Consider the following 14,276-nt stretch of genomic DNA (forward strand, 5'->3'; position numbering starts at 1 on the left):
GTCGTGGCCGTGTCCTGCCGTGTCCCGTCCGCATGGTGTCACCGACGGGGCCGCGGCGTGCCCTGGTCGCACCAAAGAGTGGCGCGATCCCGCCGTGATGACGCGGGGCGGAGGCCGGGTCCTCGTCCGCGGCCGTGCGGCTGCGCGAGGATGGCACCCATGAAGCCCATCATCTCCGCAAGCGAACTGCTGAGCGAGTCGGCCGGGGCCCGGCCGCCGGTCCTCCTGGACGTCCGCTGGACGCTGGGCGGCCCGCCCGGACGACCGGTGTACGAGGCCGGGCACCTGCCCGGAGCGGTCTACGTCGACCTGGACACGGAGCTCGCGGGCCCGCCCGGGAGCGGCGGGCGCCACCCGCTGCCCGACCCGGCGGCCTTCGGGGCGGCGATGCGCCGTGCGGGGGTCTCGGCGGACACCCCGGTCGTCGTCTACGACGGCGGCCTCGGCTGGGCCGCGGCCCGCGCCTGGTGGCTGCTCCGCTGGGCGGGCCACCGGGACGTGCGGGTGCTCGACGGGGGTCTCGCGGCCTGGACGGGGGAGCTCACGGAGAAGGTCCCCGCGCCGGAGCCGGGCGACTTCCGGCCGGAGCCGGGCGCCCTGGGGCTGCTGGACACGGACGGCGCGGCGGCACTCCCCCGTTCGGGGCTGCTGCTCGACGCGCGGGCGGCCGAGCGCTACCGGGGGGACGTGGAGCCCATCGACCGGGTCGGCGGGCACATTCCGGGCGCGGTCTCCGCGCCGACCACCGAGAACGTCGACGGGGAGGGACGCTTCCTGGGCGCCGACACCCTGCGGGACCGTTTCACCGCCCTCGGCGCCGCCGAGGGGAGGCCGGTCGCGGTCTACTGCGGCTCGGGGGTCTCCGGCGCCCATGAGGTCCTGGCCCTGGAGGTCGCCGGCATCCCGGCCGCCCTCTACGCCGGATCCTGGTCGGAGTGGTCCGCCGACCCGGCCCGCCCGGTGGCCACGGGCCCGGACCCGCAGTAACGGAGGCACGAGAGCGGGGCCCGCACCGATCCGGCGCGGGCCCCGCTCCCGTACGACTACGACTACGACCACGGCATGGGCCGTGCTCCGTCAGTCCTGCTTCTTCCTGCGCGTGCCGAAGACGATCTCGTCCCAGCTGGGGACCGCCGCCCGGCGGCCCGGACGGACCCCGTCCGCCTCGGCCTGGCGGTCCGTGGTCCCGGTGAGCCGGTCCCGGTGCCCCGAGACGGCGCGCGGCATCAGCACATCGGCGTACGCGGAACCGGCACCCGCCGAAGCGGCCGTCGCCGGCGGTTCCTCCGCCTCGGCCTCCTCCGCCGGCTCCGTGTCCGTGGGCTCGGGCACGATCATGTCGCCGCGGAAGCTCGGTACGGCCTCCAGCAGGCTGGTGAGCGAGTCCCGCTCCTCCTCCGGCTCGACCGGGGCGGAAGCGGAGGCGGACGCCCGCTCCAGCTGCCGGTGGTCGAGCTGGCGGTCCAGGGCGCGGTCCAGCGGCCGGTCCCTGGGCAGCCGGGCGATGCGCGGCACGAAGGGGAAGCTCGGTTCCGGCGCGGCCGCGATCGTGTCGTCGGTCTCGCCGATCAGCGCACGGGCCTCGTCGTCCACGGCCTGGACGAGCCGCCGGGGCGGGTCGTACGTCCAGCTGGCGGTGTGGACCTCGCCCGCGACGCGGTAGACGAGCAGCACCTCCCAGGTGCCGTCGTCCCGCCGCCAGGAGTCCCACTGCACGGTGTCCTTCTCGGCGCCGCGCAGCAGCAGTCGCTCCTGCACCGCCTCGCCGAGCTGGGGACCGCTGTTCTCGCCGGGCCTGCGGACCGGGGTCTTGCGGGCGCGCTCGGCCATGAAGGCGCGCTCCGCGAGCACGGGGCCCTCGAAGCGGCGTACGCGATCGACGGGGATGCCGGCGAGCTGGGCGACCTCCTCGGCGGAGGCACCGGCCCTTATGCGCGCCTGGATGTCACGGGGGCGGAGGTGGCTCTCCACCTCGATCTCGATCTGGCCGAGGCGCGCGCGGTCGTTGCGCACGGCGGCGCGCAGCCGCTCGTCGATCGGAAGTGTGTACTCCGTGCTGTCAGCAGCCTTCAGCACCAGTCGTGTGCCGTCGTTGGAGACGGCCACGACACGCAGTTCGGGCATGGGGACCTCCCGGGTGGTGCCTGCCGACGTCACGTGCGTCGCTGCTTCCGCTAGTCGAGTGTGGCCTGCCCGGGTGCAGCCTGCCACTACCTTGCCGAGTTGCCCGGCGTGTCGGGCGTGGACCCTGGAACGCCGTTATGGCACGGTTACCGGATGGCTACGCGGAGTGACAGGCGGTCACTCTGTGCATCCGGCTTCCGTGCGGTGCCTCGGCGCCGCCGGTTCGAGTGCCGTTTCCGGCTCCCGCCCCTCGATCCGGGGCACCCGTGAAGGCGTCCGGACCCAGGGTTCGTCAATGTACTCCATTCGGGCCACCTGGGTGGACCGGCGCGCCGCCCAACTTCTCGGGCTGTACGGGAGTTGAGTGTCCGCGATCTTCCCCCGTACGTGTCGCTCTTCACAGAACCAGCAGAAACGGAACTATTCGCTTCGCCCATTTGTCCCTTCTGGGTGCAAGGCGAACGGATGAACCGTCAGGGGTTGGAGATGCGTCACAGGCCGAATACCGACACGGACGAGCCGGAGGAGAAGGAGGGCGGCAGGAGGAGGATCGACCTGAGTGTCGCTCAGGTCTCCGGCAGCGCCCTGGCCGCCGTCATCGCCGCCAAGCTGGCCTCCACCCTCGGTGTGTACGGCACGATCCTGGGCGCCGGTGTGATCAGTGTCATCGCCACCTGCGGAGGTCCGCTCTTCCAGCACCTTTTCCGCCGCACCGGCGAGCAGATGCGCGACGCGACCGCCGTCGGCAGGCCGAGGGCCCGTCAGGTGCCGTCCGTGCCGGGGCCGCCGGCCGACCGCACCCTGATGCTCGGCACGGTTCCGGCGCCGCTCCCGGTGGACGAGGAGTTCGGCGCGGCGACCACCCACGGCACCCGTGTCCGGGGCTGGAAGCGCCCGGCCGTCGCCGCCGCGCTCGTCTTCGGCGTCACCATGGGCGGCATCACCACGTACGAGCTGGTCTCCGGCCAGGACTTCAGCGGGACCCAGGGGACGACCACCTTCGGGTCCGTCGTCCGGGGCGGCGGAAGCACCGGGCAGGAGGCGCCGGACGGGGACAAGGACCCCACGCCCGCGCCGACCGGATCGGCCGACGGCTCCGGCGCCGACACCCCGGGGACCGGAGGGACGCCGACCCCGGGCGACCGGGACTCCGGCCGGGACGGCACCGCCGACCCCTCGCCGGAGCCGACCCCCTCCGGCTCCGCCGACAGCGGGCCGACGCCCGCGCCGACACCGACCGGTCCGACCACCGGCCCCACGACGGAGCCGACCGCCCCGACAGGGGAGCCGACCGAGGGGACCGGCGCGCCGGAGGCTCCGGCGGACCCGGCAGACCCGGCCCCGGCGGGAGCCGGAGCCGGCGCCGCGGCCGAGTGACGGCCGGCCGTCAGTCGCCCAGGACGCGCCGAAGGTAGTCGTTGGCGAACAGCCGGTCCGGGTCGAGCCGGTCGCGCAGCGCCGTGAACTCGGCGAAGCGCGGGTAGACCTCGGAGAAGTAGGCGGCGTCGCGGGTGTGCACCTTGCCCCAGTGGGGGCGGCCCCCGTGCGCCGTCATGATGCGCTCCACCGCGGTGAAGTAGGCGTGGTGGGGCGTTCCCTTGTAGAGGTGGACGGCGATGTACGCGGTCTCCCGGCCGGAGGCCGTGGACAGCGCGATGTCGTCCGCCGGGGCGGTCCGCACCTCCACCGGGAAGCTCACCTTGAGCGGCGAGCGCTCGACCATCGCCTTGACCTCGCGCAGCGCGGCGACCGCCGCCTCACGCGGAAGCGCGTACTCCATCTCCAGGAAGCGGACGCGGCGCGGAGACGTGAAGACCTTGTAAGGGATGTCGGTGTACGTACGGGCCGACAGGGCCCGGCTGGAGACCTTGGCGATCGAGGGGATGACCGGCGGGACGGCCCGGCCCAGCGAGCAGGCCACCTGGAAGAGGCCGTTGGAGAGCAGTTCGTCCTCGACCCAGCCGCCGATCCGGCCGGGGGGAGCGGCGGGGCCCGCGCTCCGGTTGTTGCGCTTGGTGTTGCAGTTGTCCGTGTGGGGGAACCAGTAGAACTCGAAGTGCTCGTTCTCCGCGTGCAGCGCGTCGAACTCCTCGGTGACCCGGTCGAAGGTCATCGGCTCCTCGCGCGCGGTGAGCAGGAAGACCGGCTCCACCGCGAAGGTGATCGCGGTGACCACGCCGAGGGCGCCGAGCCCGATCCGGGCGGCGGCGAAGACCTCCGGGTTCTCCTTCTCCGAACAGGTCATCAGCTCGCCGGAGGCCGTCACCAGCTCCAGCTCGCGGATCTGCGCGGCTATGGAGGCCGACTCGCGGCCGGTGCCGTGAGTGCCCGTCGAGGTGGCCCCGGCGACGGTCTGCTCCATGATGTCGCCCATGTTCGTGAGCGACAGGCCCTCCCGGGCCAGCGCCACGTTGAGCCGCTTGAGCGGGGTGCCGGACTCGACCGTGACGGTCATCGCCTCGCGGTCGATCCGCCGGATCCCGGTCAGCAGGCCCGGCCGGATCAGGACGCCGTCGGTGGCCGCGATCGAGGTGAAGGAGTGGCCGGTGCCGACCGTCTTCACCCGCAGCCCGTCCCGGGCCGCCCGGCGGACCGCCTCGGCGAGCTCCTCGGCCGAGGCCGGACTCACCTCCCGCACGGGGCGGGACGTGACGTTCCCCGCCCAGTTACGCCACGGGCTGTTCGCCGTCCTGGTGCTGCCCGACCCCGCTGTTGTCGTCCCGCTCACGCTGCCCCTCCCGGTTCGGTGCCGGCCTGCGCAGCCGGCGATGTCCGAGGAGACCCACCGCGACCGCGACCGCACCCGAGACGACGGGCACCACGTACCCCGCCTCGGCCCCCGACGCGTCGACCACCATGCCGGCGGCCGAGGAGCCGAGCGCCACGCCGACCGCGAGCCCGGTACCCGTCCAGGTCATGCCCTCGGTCAGCTTGGTGCGCGGTACGTGCGCTTCGACGAGGGCCATGGTGGTCACCATCGTCGGTGCGATGGACAGGCCCGCGACAAAGAGCGCCACGGCCAGCAACGGCAAGTTCCCGGCCAGTAGGAGGGGGATCATACTCACGGCCATCGCGCAGATGCCCAGGAGCCACCTGCGGGACGCCTCGCCCTTGAGGTGGAGCAGCCCGAAGACGGCGCCGGCCAGGCCGGACCCGAGCGCGTAGACGGCCAGAACCAGACTGGCGGCGGCCTTCTTTCCCTGCTCCTCGGCGAACGCCACGGTCACCACGTCGATCGAGCCGAAGATGGCGCCGGTGGCGACGAAGGCCAGGGCCAGCACCTGGAGTCCGGGGGAGCGGAGCGCGGACGTGCTGCGCCCGCCGTCCCGGGGGTGGGGAGCCGGTTCGGTGGCGCGCTGCGAGGTCAGCCAGAAGACGCCGATGGCCAGGAACACCCCGGCGAACAGCGGACCGGCCTCGGGGAACCAGGTCGTCGAGAGGCCGATCGAGAGGATCGGGCCGAAGACGAAGCAGACCTCGTCGACGATCGACTCCCAGGAGTACGCCGTGTGCAGCCGCCGCCCGTCGCCCCGGTAGATCGCGGCCCAGCGGGAGCGGGTCATCGCCCCGACGCTCGGGACACAGCCGACCAGGGCCGTGAAGACGAAGAACGTCCAGTCGGGGGCGTCCTGCTGCACGCAGAGCAGGAGTCCGGCCGCCGCCGCGAGCGAGACCAGGGTGAAGGGGCGGAGGACCTTGCGCTGTCCGTACTGGTCGACGAGCCGGGAGACCAGCGGGCCGAGGACCGCCGCGGACGCCGCGAGCGTCGCGGACAGGGCGCCGGCCAGCCCGTACCGGCCGGTGACCTGGGAGATCATCGTCACGATGCCGATGCCCATCATCGACAGGGGCATCCGGCCGAGGAGTCCGGCGACGGAGAACAGGGTGGAGCCGGGCGCCTCGAAGATCGCGCGGTAGGGACTGGGCAAGGGGGTCTCCGGATCTCCGCGTGGGGGCGCGGCTTCCGTGCGGCCGCCCGAGCGGGCGCCCACACGTGTAATTAAGAGCTAAAGCCTACGGGGTTGAACTGGATGAGTCATCCCCATTTTTCGGACGCGCGCGGCCGGACGGGCCGCGCCGACCGCCGTCGGAGGCGGGTGGGAGGATCGGTGCCATGTCCGATCAGCACGATCCCGCCCCGTACGACGCCCTGCTGCTGCTCTCCTTCGGCGGCCCCGAGGGTCCGGACGACGTGGTCCCGTTCCTGGAGAACGTGACGCGCGGCCGCGGCATCCCGAAGGAACGGCTCAAGGAAGTGGGGCAGCACTACTTCCTCTTCGGCGGCGTCTCCCCGATCAACGACCAGAACCGCGCGCTCCTCGACGCCCTGCGCACGGACTTCGCGGAGTCCGGCCTCGGCCTGCCGGTCTACTGGGGGAACCGGAACTGGGCCCCCTACCTCACCGACACCCTCCGCGAGATGATCACCGACGGGCGGCGCCACATCGCCGTCCTCGCCACCAGCGCGTACGCCTCCTACTCCGGCTGCCGCCAGTACCGCGAGAACCTCGCCGACGCGCTCGCCACCCTGGAGGCGGAGGGCCTCCCGCTGCCCCGGGTCGACAAGCTCCGGCACTACTTCAACCACCCCGGCTTCGTCGAGCCCATGATCGAGGGCGTCCTCGCCGCCCTCGACGAGCTCGACCCGGCCGTCCGCGACGGCGCCCACCTCGCCTTCACGACCCACTCCATCCCCGAGTCCGCAGCCGACACCTCCGGACCGGTCACCGAGCACGGCGAGGGCGGGGCCTACGTCCGCCAGCACCTTGACGTGGCACGGGTGATCGCCGACGCGGTCACGGCGGCCACCGGGACCGAGCACCCCTGGAAGCTCGTCTACCAGTCCCGCAGCGGCGCCCCCCACATCCCGTGGCTGGAGCCCGACATCTGCGACCACCTGGAGGAGCTGCACGGCGCCGGCGTCCCCGCGGCCGTCATGGTCCCGATCGGCTTCGTCTCCGACCACATGGAGGTCCTCTACGACCTCGACACCGAGGCCACGGCCAAGGCCGCCGCACTCGGACTGCCCGTCCGGCGCTCCGCGACCGTCGGCGCCGACCCGCGCTTCGCCGCCGCCGTCCGCGAACTCGTCCTGGAGCGGGCCGCGGCCGAGCGCGGGACCCGGGCCGAGCGGTGCGCGCTCGGCGCCCTCGGCCCCTCCCACGACCTGTGCCCGATCGGCTGCTGCCCGGCCAGGGCGGAGCGTCCCGCCGCCGCCGGAGCCGACAGCCCGTACGCCTGAGGAGACCTCGTGACCGACCCGCTCACGACGCACTCGCGTCCCGAAGACCCGCTGCTCGCCGAACTGCTCGGCCTCGCCCTGGAGGCGGCCCGCCGCGCCGGAGCGCTGCTGCGCGACGGCAGGCCCGACGACCTCGCCGTGGCCAGGACCAAGTCCAGCGCCGTCGACGTGGTCACCGAGATGGACATCGCCGCCGAGAAGCTGATCACCGGCTTCCTCGCCGAGCACCGCCCGGCCGACGGCTTCCTCGGCGAGGAGGGCGCGTCGAGCCCCGGCACCAGCGGCGTCCGCTGGGTCATCGACCCGCTCGACGGCACCGTGAACTACCTGTACGGCCTGCCCACCTGGGCCGTCTCCATCGCCGCCGAACGCGACGGCGAGACCGTCGTCGGCGTCGTGGAGGCCCCGATGCGCGGCGAGACGTACCGGGCGGTCCTCGGCGGCGGCGCGTACGCGGGGGACCGGCGCCTCGCCGTCCGCCCCTCGCCCGTCCTCGACGAGGCACTCCTCGGCACGGGCTTCGGATACCTCCGGGACCGGCGCGCCCATCAGGCGGAGATCGCCCGGCGGGTGATCCCGCTCGTCCGCGACATCCGCCGGGGCGGCTCGGCCGCCATCGACCTCTGCGATGTCGCCGCGGGCCGGCTCGACGCCTACTACGAGCGCGGCCTGAACCCCTGGGACCTCGCCGCCGGCGCCCTGATCGCCCGCGAGGCCGGCGCCCTGACCGGAGGCCGCCCGGGGGAGCCGGAGTCGGGAGAACTGACCCTGGCCGCCTCCCCGGGCCTCTTCGCACCCCTCCAGGGCCTCCTGGAGGAACTGGGCGCCTGGCACGACTAGCGGGCCCGGCGACGGACGCGCGAGGGCCCCGGAGCCGGGATACGGCGCCGGGGCCCTCGCACGCGTGCGGGATCGGGAATGCGGATTCGGGAACGGGAACGGCTCGAAGCGGTGCGGGTGAGACGGTCTGGACGGCCCTACGGGCGCCCGGCGGGCGGTACGACGGGTCAGAGACCCGCCGCGGCGACCTCCACGCCGTGCTCGGCGGCCAGCCGGTGCAGGTCCTCCAGCTCCGCCTGCTCGACCTCCGCCAAGTAGTCGTCGCCCGTCTCACGAGCCCGCGTGAGGTCCGTCTGCGTGGTCCTGATGCGGTGCAGCAGTCCTGCGGTGAAAGCGTCCATCGTGCGCCCCCTCGTCATGGGTCCGGTGGCACGGGGATGTGCCGAGGGTGGGTGGATCACACGCTGCGGTCTCTGGGGGACAGAGAGCGGTAGGTGGCGCGCCACATACAGGGCGTGATCACGGGGTGTGCAGTCGTCCTCCCCAACCCCTTCCTCAGAGAAACCTCAACTGGCCCGGAATTCCGGTGAATTCTTCGGGACCGGCCACGCGCCCCCGTGCGCGCCCTCGCCGTCGCCCACCCGTCCCGGGGCCCCGCACCGCCGCCTTACAGCCGGTTTACGCGCGTACGGGGCAGGATGGACACGCACAGTCAGTGCTCGGATTTCAGCCGGTCCGCCTCCGGACCGCAGCTCAAGGGGAAGGATGTACGACGTGCGCGTACTCGTCGTCGAGGACGAGCAGCTGCTCGCCGATGCGGTGGCCACCGGACTGCGCCGGGAGGCCATGGCCGTCGACGTCGTGTACGACGGCGCCGCGGCCCTGGAGCGGGTCGGGGTGAACGACTACGACGTCGTCGTCCTCGACCGCGACCTCCCCCTCGTCCACGGTGACGACGTCTGCCGCAAGATCGTGGAGCTGGGCATGCCCACCCGCGTCCTGATGCTCACCGCCTCCGGCGACGTCAGCGACCGCGTCGAGGGCCTGGAGCTCGGCGCGGACGACTACCTCCCCAAGCCCTTCGCCTTCACCGAGCTCACCGCGCGCGTACGGGCCCTCGGCCGTCGTACGAGCGTGCCGCTGCCTCCCGTCCTGGAGCGCGCCGGCATCAAGCTCGACCCGAACCGCCGCGAGGTCTTCCGCGAGGGCAAGGAGGTCCAGCTCGCGCCGAAGGAGTTCGCCGTCCTGGAGGTCCTCATGCGCAGCGAGGGCGCCGTCGTCTCCGCCGAGCAGCTCCTGGAGAAGGCCTGGGACGAGAACACGGACCCGTTCACCAACGTCGTCCGGGTCACCGTCATGACCCTGCGCCGCAAGCTCGGCGAGCCGCCGGTCATCGTCACGGTCCCCGGCTCCGGGTACCGGATCTGACCCGATGGCCACCACCCCCGCGCCGCATCCCCAGGCGCCCCCGAAACCGACCTGGGACCCCAGGGACCCGGTCCGCCCGCTGCTCCGCCCGACGATCCGGATACGGCTCACCCTGCTGTACGGCGGGATGTTCCTGATCGCGGGCATCCTGCTGCTCTCGATCATCTACCTGTTCACCGCCCAGGCCCTCACGGACAGCGTCTCCGAGCTGCCCTTCAAGGTCGTCGAGGGCAAGGTCCAGCCGACCACCTCCTGGTGCCAGCTGCCCGTGCAGGGCACCGGGGAGCAGCTCAACGAGGCCGTCTCCGTCTGCCTCCGCCACCAGAGCGACCTCGCTCTGGAGGATCTGCTGCGCCGCTCCCTCTTCGCCCTGCTCGGCATGAGCATCATCGCCTTCGCCTTCGGCTACGCCATGGCGGGACGGGTGCTCTCCCCGCTCGGCCGGATCACCCGGACCGCCCGCCAGGTGGCCGGCTCCGACCTGTCCCGGCGGATCGAGCTGGACGGCCCCGACGACGAGCTGAAGGAGCTCGCCGACACCTTCGACGAGATGCTGGACCGCCTGGAGCGGGCCTTCACCGCCCAGCAGCGGTTCGTCGCGAACGCCTCGCACGAGCTGCGGACCCCGCTCGCGATCAACCGCACCCTCCTGGAGGTCCACCTCTCGGACCCGGCGGCGCCGGTGGAGCTCCAGCAGCTCGGCAAGACCCTGCTCGCCACCAACGAGCGCAGCGAACAGCTCGTCGAGGGCCTGCTGCTGCTCGCCCGGAGCGACAACCAGATCGTCGAGCGCAAGCCCGTCGACCTGGCCGAGGTCGCCTCGCGGGGCGTGGACCAGGTGCGCTCCGAGGCCGAGGCCAAGGGGGTCGAGATCAGGGGCGAGCGCGAGCCGGCGGTCGTCCAGGGCAACGGCGTCCTGCTGGAGCGGATCGCGCTGAACCTGCTCCAGAACGCCGTCCGGTACAACGTGCCGGAGGGAGGCTGGGTGGAGGTCCTCACCGAGGTCAAGGACGGCCAGGCGGTCCTGGTCGTCTCGAACACGGGACCGGTGGTCCCCGCGTACGAGATCGACAACCTCTTCGAGCCCTTCCGGCGGCTCCGGCAGGAGCGGACCGGCAGCGACAAGGGCGTCGGCCTCGGCCTGTCGATCGCCAGATCCGTGGCCCGCGCGCACGGCGGCCGTATCATCGCGGAGCCCCGCGAGGGGGGCGGTCTCGTGATGCGCGTCACTCTGCCGATCTGACAGACTGCACGAGCCGACCGGTTCCGTTCGCTTTGCGCGGAATTCCGGGGCCCCGATCCTGAGACGCTCATGTGTGATCGATCACAGGAGAGGGTGTCCGGATCTCCACTCTCCGTGACCGAGAAATCCCTCGGAAAACCAGGAAAAGTCCGGGTTTCCCGGGCCTGGATTGACGGGAAGTACACGGGGTGGCGCCTGCGAGCGGCGCCCACGGGACCGTGTACGGTCCGGTTCGCCACCCGAAGCCGGTCACTCGCGAGAGGACGGGACGGGTGTCGATTGAGTAACAGACCTTGATGTGAGGCAAAATCTCCGCCTCAGGTCGGGCACAAGTCCGACCTCTCACGCGTTACGTGCGCTGAGACACCCGCAACCACCCAGAGGGGGAGAGCGACATGGCAACGGATTACGACACCCCACGCAAGACCGACGACGACGTCGACTCGGACAGCCTTGAAGAACTGAAGGCCCGCCGGAACGACAAGTCGACCTCGACCGTCGACGTCGACGAGTTCGAGGCCGCCGAAGGCCTGGAGCTTCCCGGCGCCGACCTCTCGAACGAGGAGCTGGCCGTCCGGGTCCTGCCCAAGCAGGCCGACGAGTTCACCTGCATGAGCTGCTTCCTCGTGCACCACCGCAGCCAGCTGGCCAGGGAGAAGAACGGCCAGCCGATCTGCCGCGACTGCGACTGAGGTCGTACGGCCGTGGCAGGCGACACACCGTCCCGGAAGCGGCGTCCCCGGCTCCCCGGGAGCCGGAAGACGTTCAAGGGCGGCACAGGCCCGGCAGAGGGTGCCCAGGAGGCCCCTGAAGCCGAGCACGCCGCCGCCCCGCACTCCCTCGGCGTACGTGACGACGAGCGAGGCCTCCCGGCCTCGCTCGAAGCACCCGCCGAGCCGGACCCGGCCCCGCTGCCGGTGGAGCGCGGAGCGGGACGGAACGACGTGCCGGACGAGGCGCGTCAGGGCGGACGCTTCGGCGCCGTCGGTCGCCTCGCCAATCCCGCACGGGCCCAGCTCGACAAGATCAAGATCGACTCCGACCGGATCGACGCCGTCCGGCGCGGCGTCGCGCAGGGCGTCCGAAAGGGCGTGAAGCGCGGCGGCGACAGCGCCAAGGCGGGCCTCGGCCATCTCGCCGACCGGTTGATCGACCTCGCCCCGCGGATCCCGGTCCGCGATCTGGCGACCCTTCGCAGACACTTCCCCGGCCTCGGCCCGGAAGAACTCGCCGACAAACTCGTCGCCGGCGCGGCGAACGCGAGCTCGACCGTGGGCGCGAGCGTCGGTGCCGCCGCCATGCTCCCCGTACCCCCGGCCATGCCGGCGGAACTCGCGGCCGAGATCACCGGCGTCGCCGCCGTGGAACTCAAACTCATCGCCGAGCTGCACGAGGTCTACGGACTCCGGCCGCCCGGCCGGCTCCCCCAGCGCTCGGCGGCCTATCTGACCTCCTGGGCCGAGGAGCGGGGCATCGACCCCACCAGACCCACCACCGTCAACGCGGCGCTCGGCGGCCAGCTCAAGCGCGAACTGCGCCAGCAGATCATGAAGCGCATGGTCCGCAACCTGCCGAACCTCATGCCGTTCATGGTGGGCGCGGCCGTCGGCGCGGTCATGAACCGCCGCGACACCAAGAAGCTCGCCGGGCACATCCGCAAGGACCTGCGCCGCCGCCAGGTCCCCTGGGACGCCCTCCGGGAGTTGCCCCCGCTGGAACAGCCCGAGAACCCGAAGGAAATCGGCTTCTAGGGCCTGTCGTCAMACTCCTGTCGTTGCCCGAAGGGCGGCCCCGCGGCGTCTGGTGCGTGCTCTCGGCGTGCCGGGTGGAAGCCCTCGTACTGGACCGTACTCGGGCTTTCGCCCGGTGCGGCGAGAGTGCGTKCCAGGCGTCGYGGGGCAGACGGGAGTGTGACGACAGGCCCTAGGGGACGCAGCGGCCGGGGCAACACAGGGAGCCGGTCGAGGTCCACGTACCACAGGTAGGTGCGGTGCCGCAGTGCGTGCCGCAGGGGCGCGCGGCGGACGTGTGTGATCGCGCAGTCGTACAGCGCCGGTTTCCCGGCCGCCGTGAGCGCGGCAGCGGAATCGGTCCCGGTCACGAGCTCACCCCCAGGGAGCGGGCAGCCTGGACGCCGGAGCGGCAGCCGTCCTCGTGGAAGCCCCAGCCGTGCCAGGCCCCGGCGTACGCGGTCGTGGCCGTGTTGAGTCGGGGCAGTTCCCGCTGGGCTGCGACCGAGGTGGGGGTGTACACCGGGTGTCCGTACACCATCCGCTCCACCACCCGGTCGGCGGCGATGCCGTCCTCGCCGCCGAGAGTGACGACGTAGTCGGCGCCGGCGGGCAGCTGCTGGAGCCGCCGTATGTCGTAGCTGACGCGGACGGGCTCGGCCGTGGAGTCGCAGCTGGTCATGCGGTAGTTCCAGCAGGCGCGGGCGCGCGGCGAGCGGGGCAGGACGGTGGTGTCGGTGTGCAGGACGGTGGGGTTGCGGGAGTAGGTGAACGCGCCCAGGAGCCGCTTCTCGTCCGTGGTGGGGTCCGCGAGCATCCGCAGTGCCTGGTCGGGGTGGGTGGCGATCACCACGGCGTCGTGGGCGTCGGTGGTCGCGTCGGCGGTGGTGATCAGCACGCCCCGGCTGGTGCGCCGGACGGCGTTGACGGGGCTGGAGGTCCGGACCCGCTGGATGTGTTTGGCGGCGGCCTCGACGTAGGCGGCGGAGCCGCCGGTGACGGTCTTCCACTGTGGGGAGCCGGTGACGGACAGCAGGCCGTGGTGGTCGAGGAAGGCGAAGAGGTAGGCGGCGGGGTAGGACAGGGCGGTGCGTGCCGGGCAGGACCAGACCGCGGAGACCAGGGGGAGGGCGAAGTGGCTGACGAAGTAGGCGGAGTACCCGCCCACGCGCAGGAAGTCCCCGAGCGTGACGCCCGAACGCGGTGTGCGGGCCAGCAGGCGGCGGGCGCCGCGGTGGAAAGCCGGAACCTCCGCCAGCAGACGCAGGTGGCGGCCTCGCAGGGCGGCCCGGGAGGCGAACAGAGCGGCCGGGCCGCGTGCGCCCGCGTACTCCAGGCCGCAGCCGTCGCACCGCACCGACATGCTCATCTCGGCGTCCTGCGTGCCGATCCCCAGTTCGCGGAACAGCTGCACCAGAGTGGGGTAGGTGCGTTCGTTGTGGACGATGAACCCGGAGTCCACGGCGACCTGCCGGCCTCCGGGGGCCGGCAGGTCACGGGTGTGGGCGTGGCCGCCGAGTCGTCCGTCCGCCTCGTACAGGGTGACCTCGTACGAGGACGCCAGGACGTAGGCGGCGGTCAGTCCGGCCACCCCGGCGCCGACCACGGCCACTTTCCGGTCTCCCACCACAAGCGCTCCCGCCACTCGACACCCCGCTCGGCTGCTGCGTTTCACCCGTACTTCGCAGCAGCCGGACGATCGGATTGGCGTGGTGTGTGACCGCGGGGT

The 14,276-nt window shown here is 72.6% G+C and carries 13 protein-coding genes and 1 pseudogene; 8 read left to right on the top strand and 6 right to left on the bottom strand.

Translation table 11 applies throughout. The features are described 5' to 3' along the window. Positions 1 to 159: 159 nt before the first annotated feature. Entirely contained in the window at positions 160 to 987 is an 828-nt protein-coding gene (locus ASD33_RS09645; protein ID WP_056556590.1) for a sulfurtransferase, read from the top strand. 90 nt (positions 988 to 1,077) lie between these two features. Here ASD33_RS09645 and sepH read toward each other — a convergent pair whose 3' ends face one another. Next, complete coding sequence (gene sepH / locus ASD33_RS09650; RefSeq protein WP_056556593.1) at positions 1,078 to 2,124, bottom strand: septation protein SepH; 1,047 nt, start codon at positions 2,122 to 2,124, stop codon at positions 1,078 to 1,080. Positions 2,125 to 2,610: 486 nt separating this feature from the next. Here sepH and ASD33_RS09655 point away from each other — a divergent pair, with 486 nt between their 5' ends. Further along, complete coding sequence (locus ASD33_RS09655; RefSeq protein WP_063991925.1) at positions 2,611 to 3,501, top strand: hypothetical protein; 891 nt, start codon at positions 2,611 to 2,613, stop codon at positions 3,499 to 3,501. A 10-nt stretch (positions 3,502 to 3,511) separates the two neighbouring features. Here ASD33_RS09655 and ASD33_RS09660 read toward each other — a convergent pair whose 3' ends face one another. Further along, entirely contained in the window at positions 3,512 to 4,852 is a 1,341-nt protein-coding gene (locus tag ASD33_RS09660) for a D-arabinono-1,4-lactone oxidase (protein WP_056556598.1), read from the bottom strand. Next, entirely contained in the window at positions 4,791 to 6,053 is a 1,263-nt protein-coding gene (locus ASD33_RS09665; protein ID WP_056556600.1) for an MFS transporter, read from the bottom strand. Before ASD33_RS09665 ends, ASD33_RS09660 begins: the two co-directional genes overlap by 62 nt. Before the next feature lie 185 nt (positions 6,054 to 6,238). Here ASD33_RS09665 and ASD33_RS09670 point away from each other — a divergent pair, with 185 nt between their 5' ends. Together ASD33_RS09670 and ASD33_RS09675 are read left to right on the top strand one after the other, a co-directional pair. Then, positions 6,239 to 7,366, top strand: coding sequence for a ferrochelatase (locus ASD33_RS09670; RefSeq protein WP_056556603.1), 1,128 nt, complete (start codon positions 6,239 to 6,241; stop codon positions 7,364 to 7,366). 9 nt (positions 7,367 to 7,375) lie between these two features. Further along, positions 7,376 to 8,206 (top strand): inositol monophosphatase family protein, encoded by an 831-nt coding sequence (locus ASD33_RS09675; RefSeq protein WP_056556606.1) that lies wholly within the window; start codon positions 7,376 to 7,378, stop codon positions 8,204 to 8,206. A gap of 167 nt (positions 8,207 to 8,373) precedes the next feature. Here ASD33_RS09675 and ASD33_RS35745 read toward each other — a convergent pair whose 3' ends face one another. Then, a complete protein-coding gene (locus tag ASD33_RS35745; RefSeq protein WP_199863492.1) occupies positions 8,374 to 8,547 on the bottom strand; it encodes a hypothetical protein in 174 nt (57 codons plus the stop codon). Between the two features lie 373 nt (positions 8,548 to 8,920). Between ASD33_RS35745 and ASD33_RS09685 the strand changes: the two genes are divergently transcribed. From ASD33_RS09685 to ASD33_RS09700, 4 genes are all read left to right on the top strand, one after another. Further along, positions 8,921 to 9,574, top strand: a complete 654-nt coding sequence (locus tag ASD33_RS09685) for a response regulator transcription factor (protein ID WP_030146958.1) — start codon at positions 8,921 to 8,923, stop codon at positions 9,572 to 9,574. A gap of 4 nt (positions 9,575 to 9,578) precedes the next feature. Then, on the top strand, positions 9,579 to 10,817 hold the full coding sequence (locus ASD33_RS09690; RefSeq protein WP_056556612.1) for a HAMP domain-containing sensor histidine kinase: 1,239 nt from the start codon (positions 9,579 to 9,581) through the stop codon (positions 10,815 to 10,817). A 395-nt stretch (positions 10,818 to 11,212) separates the two neighbouring features. Next, complete coding sequence (locus ASD33_RS09695; protein WP_003955561.1) at positions 11,213 to 11,509, top strand: DUF4193 domain-containing protein; 297 nt, start codon at positions 11,213 to 11,215, stop codon at positions 11,507 to 11,509. Between the two features lie 12 nt (positions 11,510 to 11,521). Further along, positions 11,522 to 12,568, top strand: a complete 1,047-nt coding sequence (locus ASD33_RS09700; RefSeq protein WP_056556616.1) for a hypothetical protein — start codon at positions 11,522 to 11,524, stop codon at positions 12,566 to 12,568. 173 nt (positions 12,569 to 12,741) lie between these two features. On the opposite strand, the pseudogene ASD33_RS36200 reads toward ASD33_RS09700, so the two are convergent. Both ASD33_RS36200 and ASD33_RS09705 read right to left on the bottom strand, forming a co-directional pair. Next, positions 12,742 to 12,918 (bottom strand): annotated as a pseudogene (locus ASD33_RS36200) (DUF1365 family protein); the annotation flags it as partial. Beyond that, positions 12,915 to 14,174 (bottom strand): FAD-dependent oxidoreductase, encoded by a 1,260-nt coding sequence (locus ASD33_RS09705; RefSeq protein ID WP_242426886.1) that lies wholly within the window; start codon positions 14,172 to 14,174, stop codon positions 12,915 to 12,917. The gene ASD33_RS09705 and the pseudogene ASD33_RS36200, both read right to left, overlap by 4 nt. Positions 14,175 to 14,276 lie beyond the last annotated feature (102 nt).

Source organism: Streptomyces sp. Root1304, from assembly GCF_001426405.1.
Classification (GTDB): domain Bacteria; phylum Actinomycetota; class Actinomycetes; order Streptomycetales; family Streptomycetaceae; genus Streptomyces.